General features: G+C 41.7%; 17 protein-coding genes and 2 pseudogenes. 8 read left to right on the top strand and 11 right to left on the bottom strand.

Translation table 11 applies throughout. The annotated features are described in order from the left end of the window. Positions 1-277 precede the first annotated feature (277 nt). From MBUR_RS00535 to MBUR_RS00510, 6 genes are all read left to right on the top strand, one after another. A complete protein-coding gene (locus MBUR_RS00535; RefSeq protein ID WP_011498286.1) occupies positions 278-1,057 on the top strand; it encodes an archaellin/type IV pilin N-terminal domain-containing protein in 780 nt (259 codons plus the stop codon). Positions 1,058-1,168: 111 nt separating this feature from the next. After that, positions 1,169-2,119: a hypothetical protein gene (locus MBUR_RS00530; RefSeq protein ID WP_011498285.1), complete on the top strand. Its 951-nt coding sequence runs from the start codon at positions 1,169-1,171 to the stop codon at positions 2,117-2,119. A 107-nt stretch (positions 2,120-2,226) separates the two neighbouring features. After that, positions 2,227-2,469, top strand: a complete 243-nt coding sequence (locus MBUR_RS00525; protein WP_011498284.1) for a glutaredoxin family protein — start codon at positions 2,227-2,229, stop codon at positions 2,467-2,469. Between the two features lie 12 nt (positions 2,470-2,481). Further along, a complete protein-coding gene (gene trxB, locus MBUR_RS00520; protein WP_011498283.1) occupies positions 2,482-3,402 on the top strand; it encodes a thioredoxin-disulfide reductase in 921 nt (306 codons plus the stop codon). Between the two features lie 61 nt (positions 3,403-3,463). Beyond that, a complete protein-coding gene (locus MBUR_RS00515) occupies positions 3,464-3,856 on the top strand; it encodes a DUF2111 domain-containing protein (RefSeq protein ID WP_011498282.1) in 393 nt (130 codons plus the stop codon). 58 nt (positions 3,857-3,914) lie between these two features. Continuing rightward, on the top strand, positions 3,915-4,802 hold the full coding sequence (locus tag MBUR_RS00510) for an RIO1 family regulatory kinase/ATPase (RefSeq protein WP_011498281.1): 888 nt from the start codon (positions 3,915-3,917) through the stop codon (positions 4,800-4,802). A gap of 51 nt (positions 4,803-4,853) precedes the next feature. Here MBUR_RS00510 and MBUR_RS00505 read toward each other — a convergent pair whose 3' ends face one another. Continuing rightward, a complete protein-coding gene (locus MBUR_RS00505; RefSeq protein ID WP_011498280.1) occupies positions 4,854-5,399 on the bottom strand; it encodes a ferredoxin domain-containing protein in 546 nt (181 codons plus the stop codon). 83 nt (positions 5,400-5,482) lie between these two features. On the opposite strand from MBUR_RS00505, the pseudogene MBUR_RS00500 reads away from it, so the two are divergent. Both MBUR_RS00500 and MBUR_RS14500 read left to right on the top strand, forming a co-directional pair. Continuing rightward, positions 5,483-6,091, top strand: a pseudogene (locus MBUR_RS00500) (molybdenum cofactor guanylyltransferase). A gap of 193 nt (positions 6,092-6,284) precedes the next feature. Next, entirely contained in the window at positions 6,285-6,410 is a 126-nt protein-coding gene (locus tag MBUR_RS14500) for a hypothetical protein (RefSeq protein ID WP_269479026.1), read from the top strand. A 107-nt stretch (positions 6,411-6,517) separates the two neighbouring features. Here MBUR_RS14500 and MBUR_RS00495 read toward each other — a convergent pair whose 3' ends face one another. From MBUR_RS00495 to MBUR_RS13230, 10 genes and pseudogenes are all read right to left on the bottom strand, one after another. Further along, positions 6,518-7,753: an MBL fold metallo-hydrolase gene (locus tag MBUR_RS00495; RefSeq protein ID WP_011498279.1), complete on the bottom strand. Its 1,236-nt coding sequence runs from the start codon at positions 7,751-7,753 to the stop codon at positions 6,518-6,520. A gap of 23 nt (positions 7,754-7,776) precedes the next feature. Then, positions 7,777-10,008, bottom strand: coding sequence for a DNA topoisomerase I (locus MBUR_RS00490; RefSeq protein ID WP_011498278.1), 2,232 nt, complete (start codon positions 10,006-10,008; stop codon positions 7,777-7,779). 309 nt (positions 10,009-10,317) lie between these two features. Further along, positions 10,318-10,908, bottom strand: a complete 591-nt coding sequence (locus MBUR_RS00485; RefSeq protein WP_232222171.1) for a succinate dehydrogenase/fumarate reductase iron-sulfur subunit — start codon at positions 10,906-10,908, stop codon at positions 10,318-10,320. 7 nt (positions 10,909-10,915) lie between these two features. Then, positions 10,916-11,158 carry a lyase family protein gene (locus MBUR_RS00480; RefSeq protein ID WP_232221919.1) on the bottom strand — a complete coding sequence of 81 codons (243 nt, stop codon included), beginning with the start codon at positions 11,156-11,158 and terminating at the stop codon, positions 10,916-10,918. A 56-nt stretch (positions 11,159-11,214) separates the two neighbouring features. Further along, positions 11,215-12,705, bottom strand: coding sequence for a glutamate synthase-related protein (locus MBUR_RS00475; RefSeq protein WP_011498275.1), 1,491 nt, complete (start codon positions 12,703-12,705; stop codon positions 11,215-11,217). A 35-nt stretch (positions 12,706-12,740) separates the two neighbouring features. Next, positions 12,741-12,902 carry a rubredoxin gene (locus MBUR_RS00470; RefSeq protein WP_011498274.1) on the bottom strand — a complete coding sequence of 54 codons (162 nt, stop codon included), beginning with the start codon at positions 12,900-12,902 and terminating at the stop codon, positions 12,741-12,743. Positions 12,903-12,927: 25 nt separating this feature from the next. Continuing rightward, positions 12,928-13,341 (bottom strand): annotated as a pseudogene (locus MBUR_RS00465) (DsrE/DsrF/DrsH-like family protein); the annotation flags it as partial. 19 nt (positions 13,342-13,360) lie between these two features. After that, the gene (locus MBUR_RS00460) at positions 13,361-13,582 is read right to left on the bottom strand and encodes a sulfurtransferase TusA family protein (RefSeq protein WP_011498272.1); all 222 of its coding nucleotides are present in this window, start codon (positions 13,580-13,582) and stop codon (positions 13,361-13,363) included. A 146-nt stretch (positions 13,583-13,728) separates the two neighbouring features. Beyond that, the gene (locus tag MBUR_RS00455; RefSeq protein ID WP_011498271.1) at positions 13,729-14,250 is read right to left on the bottom strand and encodes a DUF367 family protein; all 522 of its coding nucleotides are present in this window, start codon (positions 14,248-14,250) and stop codon (positions 13,729-13,731) included. A 431-nt stretch (positions 14,251-14,681) separates the two neighbouring features. Next, positions 14,682-15,364 (bottom strand): IS1-like element ISMbu3 family transposase gene (locus MBUR_RS13230; RefSeq protein ID WP_076611659.1). Its coding sequence is split into 2 segments (ribosomal slippage): positions 14,682-15,041 and positions 15,044-15,364, totalling 681 coding nucleotides; the frame shifts between segments, so codons are not numbered across the junction. Between the last annotated feature and the right edge of the window lie 60 nt (positions 15,365-15,424).

Raw genomic sequence — 15,424 nt, 5'->3', positions numbered from 1 at the left:
ACTATCATACTAATTATGATGAGTATATGATGGAAATGATATATAATATTATTTGTTTGAAATGTTGAACAATTATCATATTATGTGTTTCATCCATCGTTTCATTGTGGTTAATATGATCTCAAAGTTGAGGTCTGGCAATTCGTGTTACTGAAAAAGGTTCTCGAACACTTTCGCAGTTCACGATTCCCACATTGATCCAAGAGAAACTACTCTATCTACCTAAGATGAATTTATTCCAATTATCTGATAAACTTTAAAAGTAGGAGATGAATGAATGAAAGCAAATAAACATCTGATGATGAATAATGATCGTGCTCAGGCAGGAATCGGCACACTTATTATCTTCATTGCAATGGTATTGGTTGCTGCAGTCGCTGCAGCAGTATTGATCCAGACTTCTGGTGTACTTCAGGAAAGAGCGCAATCAACTGGTAAGCAGGCAGCCCAAGAAGTATCATCTAACTTGTTGATCAAGGGTATTGAAGGTGTGCGTGCCAGCGGCTCAGGTACTACCTCTGAAACAGTTGACCTTCTTAAAGTAAAAGTAGCACTCAATATCGGTAGCTCCGAAATTGATCTTAATCAGGTTGTCATTACAGTTACTGATGGTGATTCTATTAATGATCTTGTCTATGCGGGCAATTCGAAGGCATATGGTGATGCAATGACTAATTTCAGCTCAACTGCAAGCTCTGCTGCAAATATGATTGTTTTAGCCACAGAGAATACTACGGATATGGGTAACAATTCAAGGTTCTTCTTCACAGTCGAACAGATCAGGGATGAGGATGAATCATTCTCACAGGCAGAGCCTATCATGAACCAGGGAGATCTTGTAAACATCTATATCTCCACCGTATCAACCACAGCAAGCGCAGGCAGCCATACAACTCTTGATGAAGTGGCACTTTCCGGTCTTAAGGATTCAGGTATCACTGTTTCCCCAAGGTCCACTGTAAACTTAATCCTTACGCCGGAAGCTGGTTCAACAACATCCGCAGGATTTACCTCACCTTCATTTGGTGTAAGAAAATCAATTGCACTCTGGCCATAAGGTGAATTTATTCACCTTATCCTTTTATTTTTTTTAAACAATTGTTTTATCTTAATCGTTTTGCATTGACATTGATTGTTATTATCATTTTAATGAAGGAGCTATTGTCATATGGTGACGTTGATTGAAAAAGGGTTGTCATGTACATGCATATTTCTTATCTTTCTGGTCTGTACTAGTGGTTGTTTGGGTACGGATTCGCAGGAAGCAATTAATGATACTGTCCTGAATTTTCTCAACTCGTTTAATGAGGGCGAATTTGATACTGCATTTTCTTATTATGTGGGTAATGATTTCAAGGTACCTGTATCTTTAGAAGGGATGTTTAAGAACAGGGATATCCCGGCAGGTTCTATCCAGCAGATAACTTTGAAAGATATAACTGTCGAAGAAGATGTTGCTTATGTGGTCGCTGATTGCACTGTTAGTATTTTTGAAAATGATCAGGTTGTAGGTTCTGTTCAAAAACAGATATATTTCAGGACTCAAAAGTCTGGTAGCCAATGGATTATAACAAAAGTGAATTTTGACACTCCTATCTCTCAATCTGATACAGCTCTTATAAATGTGACTGTATCCCCAACACATCTTGATCCTCTGGTGGAGAACGCACCACTAATCGGGTGTGTGTCTATTTGCATTCTTGTAGCGGGTCTTATCATAAATAAAAACAATAAGTCTGGTGGCAACTCAGGTCCGAGTGTGGATATCTCGAATGCAGTACCTGTTGAAAATAGAACTCTAACTCAGTTCATTAAAATAATGCCGCCTGCCCAGTGTCCATCTGGTCAGAGCGTTGGGGTCGATGTTTGGGTGAAGAACTTCTATCAGCAGCCTTATGAGAATTTTGTAATAATTGCAACTTTCCCTACTGGTGTTAATGTGAAAAAGGCCACTCTTTCGTTTGGTAATATTAATCCCGGTGAATCTGTAAAACGGACATGGAAGGTTACTCCAAATGTTCCTGGGTGGGTCGCGATCGAAGAGCCTACCGTTGTTTTTGAATTTGGTGGAACACGTTACAGTGGGCAGCTTGATCAGGCCTGGTTGAATGTTCAGTAAGGATACGCGTATTCGATTATCGGGTATTTCACCTTTATTTTTTAGTATTGTATTTATTGGATGAGTTTCCTATATAATATATCAATATTAACAAAAGGTGGTAATTGATGACAAAGGTTATACTTGTTCATGCTTCGTGGTGTCATGTCTGTCCTGCTGCAAAGAAACTCTGGCAGAGCTTAAAAGAGGGGCATGATTTTGACTATGATGAAGTTGATTTTGATACTCCTGAGGGTGAAAAACTTGCAGAGGAGTATTCTATAATGTCAGTTCCTACTACTATCATAGATGGGAAAGTGGCATTTGTTGGTGTCCCTAACAAGGAAAAAGCTGTTTCTATGCTTTCTTGATGAGGTATTTTAATGGTATATGATTTAATAATAATTGGTGGGGGGCCTGGTGGTCTTTCCGCCGGAATATATGCTGTGAGATATGGTCTCAATACACTTGTTCTTGAAAAAGGATTTGTTAGCGGGCAGATCTCAACTACGGGTGATGTGGAGAACTATCCGGGCTTCCCATCCATCGGTGGTATGGAGCTTATGGATAAATTTGCTGAACATGCAAAGGCAGCCGGAGTTGTTGTCGAGGATAGGGATGTTCTTGAGGTTCGGTCGGAGGGTGATATGAAAATCGTTCACACTTCAGAAGGTGATATTGAAGCGAGCAGCGTTATTATTGCAACCGGTGCAGAACCTAAGCATCTTGGAATTCCGGGGGAGGAGGAGTTCCGTGGAAAAGGTGTTTCCTATTGTGCTACTTGCGATGGTCCTTTTTTTTCAGGTCGCAATGTGATAGTAGTGGGCGGTGGCGAGTCTGCAATTACGGATGCTCTTATTCTTTCTGATATGGCTGCATCTGTTTGTGTTGTTCATAGGAGGGATGAACTTCGAGCTTCGAAAATACTTCAGGACCGGGCATTTGCCAGATCTAACATTGAGTTCTTATGGGGTACTACTCTTGAGGAAATTGTCGGGGATTCTGTAGTGAGAGAGGCAGTTATACGTGATATTAATGCCGCAGAGGTTTGTAGGGTTCCTATTGATGGTGTCTTTGTATATGTAGGTGTGAAGCCTAGTACCGGATTTGTTGATGTGGATAAAGACAAATATGGTTTCATTATAACGAATGAAAGGATGGAATGTTCCGAAAAAGGCGTTTTTGCAGTTGGTGATTGTCGCAATGCTATTTTGCGACAGGTTGTAACGGCTGCAAGCGATGGTGCAATTGCAGCGTTCGAAGCTTATAATTATGTTTCCAGTCTCGAGCGAAGTGGGAAATAACTCTCGTCATGTTCATTTTATAGTATTTTTTATATCTAATTATCTAAAGGTGGGATTAAATATGATCTGTTTGAAAATATGTAGTGATTCAACATCCGAAGATCTTAAACCAATAGCAGAGGCATTGCATGGTGTGCTTGGAATTCCGATTACTATCCGAAGTAAGAACCTCAGGGGGCTTCGTATGGAACGGGGAGTTGTTATGGATGATAATTATACTGGTCCTGTTCTTGAAGAGGTTATACTGACAAACAAGATCATAAGAAAAATACCGACTGAGGGTGTCTACAAAGGAAAAGCTGTGGTTGTAGCTCCTATCAGAACTTCTGGTGGGGAGGTTGTGGGGGCACTTGGAGTAGTAGACCTTGTCGCCGCACTTGATATTCTGTCTGTGTTCCGCGAATATCCTGATATTGTGGATGAAGTGGAGGAATCAAGGAAACGTCTTTCTTAATTGCGTTGTTGTTTGTACAACCAAAAACTATCTTTAAGATTCGGGGGAATAACAGTCGATGATAGATGATGTAGTTAAACTATTCAGGCAACTGGACAGTAAAGACCTTCGTATACTGATGGGTATCGAAATAGGTATGAAACACTATGAGTGGGTTCCTGTTGAGGAGGTCCGAAAATATACTAGATTTTCATATAGTCAGCTTGAATATAAGCTCCTTCAGCTTTTCAGGTCCAATATGGTCGTGGGTACGAAAACTCCCTACGAAGGCTATCAGATATATTTTGACGGTTATGATGCACTCGCTTTGAACACTTTTGTCAAGAGGGGATCTGTCAGTGCAATTGGCGATGAAGTGGGTGTGGGCAAAGAGTCTGTCGTACATGAGGCTATCAGGGAACCCGAACTTGCTATTGGGGATCCTGCTACTGTCATTATTAAGTTCCACAGGGAAGGTCGTACCAGTTTCAAGAGCGTTAAAAGGGGTCGTGAGCACCTTGCTTACCGTGAGCATTTCTCCTGGATATATGCTGCAAGGCTTTCAGCAAAGCGAGAGTTCGACATCATGGAGCAGCTGTACTCCGAGATATCAATTCCTAAGCCTCTTGATTATAACAGGCATGCTATTGTAATGGCTCCTGCAAAGGGCAGTTTACTTGTCAAAACAAAGCTCACTGAGCCGAATTGGGTACTTGAGGAGATCCTTTCTCAAATGGCCAAGGTCCATTCACTTGGCATCATCCATTCAGACCTTAGTGAGTACAACATCTTCGTAAGTGAGGAAGGTGTTGAGTTCATCGACTGGCCACAGTATGTGACCCTTGATCATCTTAATGCAGAAGATTTGCTAAGGCGTGATGCTTTCAATGTGCTTACTCATTTTAAGCGAAAGTATAATATTGAGAAGGATCTGGATGAGGTCGTTCGAGTTATCAAGGGCGAATGATGCAGAAGTGAGTGGAGCCGGGGTCTTTCCTGACCTTCTCTTTATGTGAGTTCATTTTCTGTCAAAGAATATGTTCTTTCCTTTTATGCTCAGTGGCATCCCGCATGCAATATCAGCATCAAACAATCCGGCTGCCAATGCACCTGCTCCGATGGTGTACATTATCCGGTTGTCGATGCAAAGGTCCTTTGCTTTTGCTGCTGCACTTCCCAGTGCAATTCCGAGATCAATGTACTTAAAGGCACATTTTGGTCCGCTAAAATCGGCTTTGACCAGTGTCTGTCCTATCATTTCCTTGCATGTGGGAAAGCCACATGCTCCACAATTTAACCCGGTTGGTTCTGATGTTTTGAGGCCAATAAGGATGACTGCATCCGCATCCCTTACATTTTGAGAATTTCGGTTGAAGAAACCAAAGCCTTCTCCTTTCTTTTCTGCCATTGCATCCATGGAGTTCGCAAGTATCTTTATGTCAGTTGGTTCCAGAAGTCCGGTAACAATGCTGTCCTTTCCCTTTGCTTTTGGAGCTGTCCTTGCTGCTGCCAATATCATCTTTGCGAACACTTCGATATTCTCTGATTCTGGATTAGTTATCATAAAATTAAATATGGCACTTTTCAAATTAATGCCTTTTGCTTCCAGGCTTACTTATATGTACTAATATTCTAAATTAGAACCTGATGAGCTTATCAGCACTTATTCTTGCAGGTGGGCGTGGCAGGCGTCTTGGAAATGTGGAGAAGTCGCTTCTACGGTGTAGTGACAGCAGGTCTTTACTTGAGCATACAATTGGCATGCTTGAGGATGTCGTAGATGATATCATAGTTTCTGTAAGGGATGAGGGGCAGGCACAGGAGCTTGCAGACTATGCATGTGGGAAATAGATGGTTTTCGATACCTATCAGGACGTAGGTCCACTTGCTGGTATGCTTGAAGGATTTAAAAGAGCGAAAGGCGAATACATCTTTGTAACAGCTTGTGATATGCCTTTCATTGACAAGGAGGTCGTGAAGTTCATGTTCCGTAGTGCAGGAGGGCACGATGCTGCGGTCCCTATACACAATGACGGTTCAATGGAGTCTTTGTGTAGTGTGTATCGCGTTGAACCTATGTTACCTCTAATTGAAAGTTCCATACGGTCGAACAAAAAATTTATACTGGCACCTGTCTTTGAGTTGGATGATGTTTTACAGGTTGACATTGAGTTGCTAAAGGTATTCGATCCTCAGCTTAAGAGCCTTATTAATATTAATACTCTTGAAGATCTGAACCGATTCGATCTTTGCTGATTATTTAGTTTATATTTTCTGTCCATTTTTCATTATATTGCTCATCCTTTTATTTTAGATGTTGTTCAATGGTGTCGTTTTTAAAGCACATTCGTAAAGTTTATATACAAGACTTCCCATAATTATTATTATGATGAGGATTATGGTCTGATTCTCGGATTGCAGTCTATCTGCTTAAAATAGAGGGGATATCATGAGGAATACAGAGAGCTCAAAGAAAGATAAAGATGAATCTGCTACAATGCCTATGAATGAAACTGAAGAAAATGGCTTCTTTTCAAGTTCCGGACAGGCATTTATCCGAATCCCTGTCAAATAATACGGTTTCCTTTTCTCCTTTCTTTTTTTACAAAATTCTCTTATTTTTTGGAAAATGTCATAAAACTTTAAACAAGGATTGCCACTTTCAAAAGTGGCATAATAAAATTAAATGGTGATGTCTTCGCCATTGGCAGGCGCGTAAGCCTCAACACCGATCTCATCTGTAACCCATTGTGCGAACTGCTCGGTGTTTTCACCATGCATCGCAAATACCTTTTCTCCGCCCTTATCGCAGAACTCACTTACCATGGCTTTAAGCTCTTTGTCACCGGAATGTGCAGAGAAATCATATTGCTCGATCTTCATGCGTATGTTCTGGATAATACCATCATTATCGATATTGCCGGTGTCGAGCGCCATTCTTCCATTGGTGCCTTCGACTTGATATCCGGTCAGCATTATCTTGGATTTCGGGTCCGTGTACAGTCGGTTAATATAATGAAGTACAGGCCCTCCATTGAGCATTCCGGCGGTCGTAACGATAACTGTACCGTTAAGTGGTATATTTTCTCTCTTACGCCCCTTGACAATTGTAGCATTATCAAAAGCATGCTTGAGTTTTTCCGGATCCTTCAAATATTCCGGATGATTCATAAGAAGCTTGTAGATCCTTACTCCCATGCCGTCCACATAAGCAGGAATGCCGTTATCGCTTAACATCATTAGGACTTCCTGTGTCCTGCCAATGGCAAAGGCAGGAATAATAACATTGCCGCCAAGGTCGATGGTATCCCTGAGTGAATCGATGAATTCCCTTTCCGTTTCCTTTCTCGTAGGGTGGTCCTCTCCAAAATATGTGCTTTCAGTAATGAGTGCATCTGCTTCTGGCAATTCATCTGCTGATGGGACCAGATATGTCTCTTGAGTACTGATATCGCCAGTATATACAATGCTTTTTCCATCCTTTTCAAGATAGATCGCAGATGAGCCTGGAATATGACCTGCATTGTAGAACTGTGCTGTATATCCATGTGTATGGAACTCCACGCCCGTATCGAAAGTCCTGGTGTTCAAAACCATCTGCTGGATCTCCCGTTCGTCAAATGGTATGGACGTTCCTTCCCTCTCTGCAATCTTCAGAGTGTCTTTTGCAAGCACTTGTGCAAGATCAGCTGTTGGGGGTGTCATGAATAGCTCAGGATCCATATCCATCAGATTAGGAACGGCACCGCAGTGGTCAAGATGTCCATGCGAAATAAGAACAGCTTTAGGGTGTACATAATCCACCGGGTAGAGTGGCTCCTCTCCCGGTTTGAGCCCATAATCTACAAGTATCTCATCATTAACAAGAAGTGCGGAACGTCCGACTTCCCTGCATCCACCTTTGAATCCGAGTTTCAAGTATATCCCCCTCTTTTATAGTTTTATGTAACAAGTTCCTGCCATTTCATTATCTTGCCTGCAGGCAAGCTTGTGGCCTTTGAAAGCTCAATTGCATTCGCTTGCCTTAACTCATCAATAGTATTGATCTCTGCATTCTTAAGTTTTTCTGCAGTGACCTTTCCGATACCGGGAACATCCGTGATCTTATCAGGAATAGGCACCTTTGGCTGCTTGGCCTTTTCTTCTTCCTGAGTTTTCTTCCATTCGATAAAATTGCATTGTGGACATCCTAATTCCCATGGACGTTTTCCCGGATTGATTATCTTCACATGATTAATTCCATGTTCTTCACATGTTTTTTCAGTAACGATGATCTGTCCGCTCTTTGGAAGTGGAAGTGAAAAATTACAATCCGGATATCCATTACAACCGATAAAACGGGATCCTCTTTTCGACCTTCTGACCATGAGCTTCGAACCGCATTCGGAACACTCTCCTATTACTTTATCTTCGCGGAGGCCTGCACGCAGGGATTCTGAGATATTTTCGCTGTTATTGGCAAGCTCTGTAAATACTTCATGCAGCATTGTTCTTGATTCTTTCAGAACATTGTCTTCCTTAACCTTCCCTTCAGCGATACTATCCATATCCTCTTCAAGCTGACTGGTCATGTCATGCTTGGTAATGGTCGGTGCATACTTTTCAAGGGCCTCGATAACTGCAAAAGATGTCTTGGTAGGCTGAAGCGGATTTCCGTGGACGTATGCCCTTGAATATAGCTTACTGATGATCTCATGGCGTGTGGCCTTTGTACCTAAACCAAGGTCTTCCATGAGCTTTATCAGACGTCCCTGTCCATACCTTCCAGGTGGCTGAGTTTCCTTGTCAAGCATTTCCTTGCCGGTCACATCCAGTATATCTCCTTCAGAAAGTGCCGGAAGAAGCCTGTCCTGTGGAGCATTGTATGGGTAATACCATCTCCATCCCTGGTGCACAAGTCTTGCACCATTTGCCTTGAATTCCTCACCAGAGATATCGAACCTTACCTTCATGGTCTCCCATTCGGCCTCATCTGCAAAGGTTGCGAAGAATCTTCTGACCACAAGCTCGTAAAGCTTCCAATCCTGTTCATTAAGTTCACTCTTCTTTGCAAGGGATGCAGGATAGATAGGGGGGTGGTCCGTGGTCTCTTTTTTGCCACGTGTAGGCACAAGTTCATCTTTCGCAAGCAACTTTTGGGCATATTCCCTAAAAGGACCTTTGCTGAATATCTCTATCTGTGCCCTCAGGTCGATGGATGCAGGATAAACGGTATTATCCGTCCTTGGATATGAAATAAAACCATTGGTGTAAAGGGATTCTGCTATCCTCATGGCATTGGATGCTGTAAAACCGATGGAACTTGCAGCACCGATGAATTCTGTGGTATTGAAAGGAGTTGGTACCTTATCCGTCTTCTTCGAGCTATCCACGGATGATACGGATGCCTTATCTCCTATAACTTCCATTACAGCATCAGCTTCTTCCTTTTCCCAGAACTTGGAGTTCTTGTGCTGTACATTGACCAGTGCATCATCGTTATCCTTAAGGGTCGCGTTGACTTCCCAGTATGGCTTCGAGACAAATGCTTGCCTTTCCTTTTCCTTATCTACTATCAATGCAAGTGTTGGTGACTGCACTCTTCCCACTGACAGGAAAAGCTTTCCCAGCCTGCCTGCTGAAATAGAAAGGTATCTTGTAAGGGAAGCTCCCCACACAAGATCGATGACCTGTCTGGAATGACCTGCATCCGCAAGATCGAAATCAATTGAAGCAGGGTTCGCAAAAGCTCCCTCTATCTCCGTCTTGGTTATGGCACTATAAAAAACACGATCGAACTCAACATCAGGGTTCACTTTCCTTATAATGTTCAGTGCTTCGACACCAATAAGCTCTCCTTCACGGTCGTAGTCAGTAGCAATGGTAACATGCGTAGCTTCCTTTCCTAGTTTCCTGAGGGCTGCCACTATCTTCACATGGGTAGGTGTAGTAATTACCTCAGCATCGATAAGTTCATTTGCATCGATCTTCTGCCAGTTGTTATAGGCTTTTGGAAAATCGAGCTGTACGATATGTCCGCTAAGTCCCATTACGATTATTCTGTCCTCTGCGTCAGGGTTTTTATATTCGAACGTATCCATTCCACTGACACGTACCTGTTTTGGTTCCTTCGGGGCCAGTATCTTTGCTATCCTTTTGGCTGCAATATGCTTTTCCGCTATGATAAGATGCATTGAAAACTCCAGTATGATTATTGTGAATACGTATTTGTGACTGCTGTTACAATTATGTTGCAGTATATTATAATGGTATCAAGGAAATAATAGTAGTTGAAAATCTTTATATCATAAAAAGGTTTGTGTCTCAACATTAATGTATATATGCATATATATACATATATCTTGAAGCCTCTTGGTATATTGAATTTAATATCTATTTATACCTTGTTGTCCTTTATGTTCCATTCATGGAGTCAAAAGGGTTCACATCTTTTTATTCTATCACATCATCCCTTTTATCCTTGATCCTGTCTCGTAGTTCATTTATTGCAAGGGTCGGTGCGACCTTTTTTGGACAAACAGCAACACATTTGTATTCGGTATCACACCCCCCACTCCTGATTCTGAGTCAACTATGGCAATGCATTCCTGTTTACTTTCCTCTTTCTCCCTTGGATCAAGATAGAACCTCCATGCTTTTGCGAGTGCAGCAGGACCATAATACTGTTTATCCTTAGCTGCGACCGGACATGAGCCATGGCAGAGTGCACATAGGATACAATTGGTATATTGCTCTATCTTTACCTGAGTATCCCTGTCTATAAGATTCTCTTTTTCCGGTACATTTTCCTTCATCTCAAGCCAGGGTTTTATATCTTCAACCAGTGAATAGAAAGGTTCCATATCTACCACAAGGTCTCTTATAACTCTCAGGGTAGGCAATGGTTCTATCAGGATGACACTATTGTCTAGCTCCGTTCTTTTGTTAGTGATAAGAACTTCCAGATTCTCTTCATTTGTTGGCTCCTTTCTCATCTCAGATATCTGCATTTTACAGGCAAGCCTTGGAATTCGATTGATCAGCATACCGCAGCTACCACAGACAGCACCTCTGCATGCATATCGGAATGTCAGACTTGTATCAAGCTTTTCCTGTGCGTAGATTTCCTTCTCTTACTTCGGAAGCTGCTGATATTATTGCTTTAGCTATCTCCGGTTCAAGTTTACCGGCTTCAAGATTGGCACGTGCTGAAGCCAGTTTGATGGCTGCCTGTGCTCTGATAAAAGAAGATGGTAGCCTCTGTCTGCTTATTTTGAAATTATTAATTGTCCGTACTGTCTGAGGTCCGTAATATACGTCTTCAGGAACCTCAATTTCCCCCAATGTGTCTCTTTCTGATCGGATATGGCTCCCTCCCATAACGGTCTTTAAACTCCTCTTTAGACGTGTTCTATTTCGGTATGGCCCGATATCTCCGAATTTGTCGTACAAAGGTCTTTTACACCAAGTTTATGAACATCATCATTTCCTGTCAGTCTTGCGAATGCTTCAAGTTCCTTTGTAGAGACCTTCAGGAAATTTTCCAGTTTTTTCGCAGAAATGTCGATCTTGAGCCTTGATCGAAGTTCCGGGTCCTGCGTTGTTACTCCTACCGGGCATTTCCCCGTATCACACAGCCGGTATTGCTGGCATGCACATGCCATAAGTGCGGCTGTGCCAATTGCTATGGCATCTGCTCCCAATGCAAGGGCCTTTGCATAATCAGGTGAGATCCTGAAACCGCCGGTTATGATCAATGAGATATCCTTGATCCCTTTCTCATCCAGGTATCTCCTTGCACGCCAGAGTGCGAAAATAGTTGGGATGGATGTAGAGTTCTTGACAAACTTCAATGCCGCTGCAGTCGCTCCTGGCCTGCCATCAATGGTGATGAAATCGGGTTTTGCATAAATAGCAACTTCAAGGTCAGCTTCAATGTTCCCGGCTGCGATCTTAATTCCGATAGGTTTGCCGCCGGAAGTTTCCCTTAGCCATTCCACTTTCTTCTTCAGATCATCCTTGTTCCTGATGTCGTCAAAGTTAGCGGGGCTTACAATGTCAGTACTTTCGGGAAATCCTCTGATCTCCGCCAGTTCGGAAGTTACTTTTTCGGCAGGTAGATGTCCTCCCATTCCGGGTTTGGCAGATTGGCCTATTTTTATTTCGATAGCATCTACTTTCTTAAGGTTCTCTTCCGTCACACTGTATTTGTTCGGAACATACTCGAAAATATACTTGTATGCAGTTTCCATATTCTCTTTCAGGATCCCGCCTTCCCCTGAGCACATTGCTGTTCTTACAGCTGCGCTTCCCTTTGAAAGTGCCTGTTTCACTTCTTTTGAGAGAGCACCGAAGGACATGTGTGTGATGAATACAGGTGTTTCAATGACAAGGGGATATTTCGCATGTGGTCCGATAGTGGTAGTGGTGTTCACTGTCACATCTTCGTTCAGAGGCATTTTGGCAAGTTGTGCACTTTTTATGAGTATATCATTCCAGGATATCACATCCTGCTTTGTTCTCATGGGTTCAATTATCGATTCCCCTGTGATCGATATCTTGTGGATATCCTCCATGAATGTCTCGAACTCATCCTTTGTTCGCTTCCATTCTCCAAGATAGCTTTTAACATCCGCATCCTCAAGGGCAGAAACAGTTATTTTACTCTTGGTGCCACATTTAACACATGTAACGATCTCTTTTGATGTCACATGTTCAACTTCTTTCTTCTCGGCTGGCATCTGGTGGTTCTTGTCAGCACCACAAATCGGACATCTCCAGTCATCAGGAAAATCTTCCGGTTTAGTTCCCGGTTTCATTTCTGTGTTCGAGTCCCCCCTTGTATCATCGTACTCAAAGACATTACAGACATTGCAGCGGTATTCCGTCATTTTCACGGCACATTCCTTTAATTATTTTCAATCTATCATACTGGCATTTGGTGGGTCTTGTCTGCACCACAGATAGGACATTTCCAGTCATCAGGGAAATCTTCCGGTTTTGTTCCCGGGACAATTCCCAGTTCAGTATTTCCTTCCGCATCATCGTATTCAAAAACATTACATACGTTACATCGATATTCTGTCATTTGATCTCCCATTCCTTAAATTTATTTAAATGAAAAGTGTTATCTGTGCATCTCTTGCTTCGTTTATGTAAGTGCCAACTGCGCCATATTCATCTATCCATTCGCTGCGAAGCTCATCTGCCTTTACTCCCATGATCTCCATTGTCATCTCACAGGCCAGGATCTTTCCTCCAAGTTCCTTGTAGTCGTTCATCAGCCTTTCAAGGGATGCAACATTGGCTTGTTTCATCCGTTTCTTGATCATCCATTTTCCAAGTCCCAGCATATGCATCTTGGACAATGGACCTTTTTCAAGCCCGCCCTTCTTCAATCTTTGAAGTCCCCAGAAAGTAAAGTACATGGAAACATCCATTCCCATCGCCAGTGCTCCATTTCCCACAATAAGGGCACTGTAAAGTTTATCCATATCCCCACTATGGACTATTATGACAGCTTTATCGGTCGAGTATACTCCTCCTTCATTTTCGTATTTTTATCTTCCACTCTTTACCGTCTTCTTCTATATCGATGACTTCCAGTCCAAGTGCCTTGCAAGCCATAGGAATTTCTTTCTTTGAAGCCGGATGTGTTCCAAGAATAGTTACTTCATCACCCTCTGATGCCTTTCTCAATGCCTTTCGACATTCTACAAGAGGTACGGGGCAGGTTTCCCCTCGGGTGTCTATCTCCATATCTGCCATTATATCCCTCCACAGTCTATGTCGGTCAAAAAATGATGCTAAGTAACACACCATCCTATAGAAAATATCTTCACTATACTATTAAAGGATTATTATCTCGGTAAAAAAAGGCTAATTGCTAATGAAAGCAATCATTTTCTGTGTTTTCACATGTATTCGCTTTGTATCTTTATGATCTCATTACTGTCCTTAGCTTTTGAATAATCTTCAAGTGGCTCTTTGTTCATATCAAGGAACACATGTCCCCAGTTGAACTTTGACAGTATCTTTTCAGCCTGCTTTTTGTTACCCAGGATGTAAAGTGCTGCTGCAAATGCTTCCACTGATGTGAGCTTGAAAGGTCTTCCGAAATTGACTGGATTAGTAGCTACGAGGTAGGGAAGGGCACGATGTTGCAGATGTAATCTCATAAGATGTGGGAATACTTCTTCTACTGTCTCCCAGGAGCAATCCAGTACGGTGATGTTCTGTTCGTGCTTGTCTGCAGGGGACAATGCCTGCTTTGCCATAGGGTCTAGTAAAATAGAGCCGCGAGGGATTTTCTGTACTTTGTCGAAGATGCGGGCAAGTTCAAAACGCGCCATCTTTTTCCCGGTACATTTTTTCGGATCACACTGTTTAGCATGGAAAATGTGAAGGTGATAATCTTTATCTATCTGCTTCTTCATGGACAATAGATTAGTTTTTTAAGCTTATATTCTTTGGGCAGCTCAGGTCGTTTAGAAGGTGTGATGTGAATTTAATTAACGTATATGTATCTGTTGTATATACAACAAATAATTCGATTAATTCTTTCAATTTCATAAAGCAGTAGTGTTTGATATGTATTTCATCTCTTATTAATTGATTCTATATTTTTATGAAATGTATTCGTGTAAGTCAATAGTACATTTCAGTAAAAACACATCACATTTGTCCTTTCATGACAATTATATCTCTAAACAATGGGGGACCCCGACACTGAGCTGAGCCCAGCATCGGGTTCAAAGTGGTGGTGGTGGTACATTCGTTTTTCCTAAAAAGTGTATCCAAATAGAGTTTGGCTAAAAGCATAGTACTTCTTAGTGATTTCAGGCTACGATTTCATTATATGGCATTGTTAATTAAACATCGCTAATTCTTTATTTCTGTACTTCATCAAAAGAAGAACAGAGTACTTCAACATTTCAAGACTCTTAGTATAACACTTTGACTTTCTTCTCAATCTTGCCAGAAAGTGCCTGAATATGCTGTTATATCCTTCAACAGTATATGTTTCAGCTTTGGATTGAGTGTGAATTTTCTCTGGAACAAACTCTGCATATGCCCTCCAGTGATCAGTCATCACTTCTCCAATCTCCTTCCCCTTTAATTTTTTCCAGAGTTTTAGTCCTGTTTCCGTTCCCCTGCTACCAAAAGAGCAGTCGATGAACCTTTTTCCATCTCTATCAACAGCAATCCAGATCCAACAATATTTTTTTTGTTCCCAATATAAGTGTGCATTTCATCTAATTCAACAATCGATATTTCATTTTCGCTCTTTAGATCCTCTAATTCACGACCAAACTTCTTTATCCATTTTTGGACAGAAACGTGGCTAACTCCTAAAAAACGTCCAATTGAACGAAATCCTAATCCTTCGAGATAGAGTTGTAAAGCCTGCCGTTTAACAGACATGGGACTAGCAGTTGATTTAATCTCTACTGAATAGCTATACCCACAATCATGGCATTTGTAGCGTTGGCGTCCATCGATTTTACCGTTCTTTTTATGATTTGAGCTCTTGCACCTGGGACAGTTCATGCACAAACATAGGCCCTGATACTATATAAACTCTACTTAAATACCAATGCCCATTATATA

Source organism: Methanococcoides burtonii DSM 6242 (assembly GCF_000013725.1).
GTDB lineage: Archaea > Halobacteriota > Methanosarcinia > Methanosarcinales > Methanosarcinaceae > Methanococcoides > Methanococcoides burtonii.
Note: the sequence above shows the minus strand (reverse complement) of the source record. Positions and strands in the feature narration are given on the sequence as shown.

Excerpts from the sequence above, each read along its gene's own strand:
- MBUR_RS00535 (WP_011498286.1), top strand. The coding sequence starts at position 278 with ATGAAAGCAAATAAACATCTGATGATGAATAATGATCGTGCTCAGGCA.
- MBUR_RS00530 (WP_011498285.1), top strand. The coding sequence starts at position 1,169 with ATGGTGACGTTGATTGAAAAAGGGTTGTCATGTACATGCATATTTCTT.
- MBUR_RS00525 (WP_011498284.1), top strand. The coding sequence starts at position 2,227 with ATGACAAAGGTTATACTTGTTCATGCTTCGTGGTGTCATGTCTGTCCT.
- trxB (WP_011498283.1), top strand. The coding sequence starts at position 2,482 with ATGGTATATGATTTAATAATAATTGGTGGGGGGCCTGGTGGTCTTTCC.
- MBUR_RS00515 (WP_011498282.1), top strand. The coding sequence starts at position 3,464 with ATGATCTGTTTGAAAATATGTAGTGATTCAACATCCGAAGATCTTAAA.
- MBUR_RS00510 (WP_011498281.1), top strand. The coding sequence starts at position 3,915 with ATGATAGATGATGTAGTTAAACTATTCAGGCAACTGGACAGTAAAGAC.
- MBUR_RS00505 (WP_011498280.1), bottom strand. The coding sequence starts at position 5,399 with ATGATAACTAATCCAGAATCAGAGAATATCGAAGTGTTCGCAAAGATG.
- MBUR_RS14500 (WP_269479026.1), top strand. The coding sequence starts at position 6,285 with ATGAGGAATACAGAGAGCTCAAAGAAAGATAAAGATGAATCTGCTACA.
- MBUR_RS00490 (WP_011498278.1), bottom strand. The coding sequence starts at position 10,008 with ATGCATCTTATCATAGCGGAAAAGCATATTGCAGCCAAAAGGATAGCA.
- MBUR_RS00475 (WP_011498275.1), bottom strand. The coding sequence starts at position 12,705 with ATGACGGAATACCGCTGCAATGTCTGTAATGTCTTTGAGTACGATGAT.
- MBUR_RS00470 (WP_011498274.1), bottom strand. The coding sequence starts at position 12,902 with ATGACAGAATATCGATGTAACGTATGTAATGTTTTTGAATACGATGAT.
- MBUR_RS00460 (WP_011498272.1), bottom strand. The coding sequence starts at position 13,582 with ATGGCAGATATGGAGATAGACACCCGAGGGGAAACCTGCCCCGTACCT.
- MBUR_RS00455 (WP_011498271.1), bottom strand. The coding sequence starts at position 14,250 with ATGAAGAAGCAGATAGATAAAGATTATCACCTTCACATTTTCCATGCT.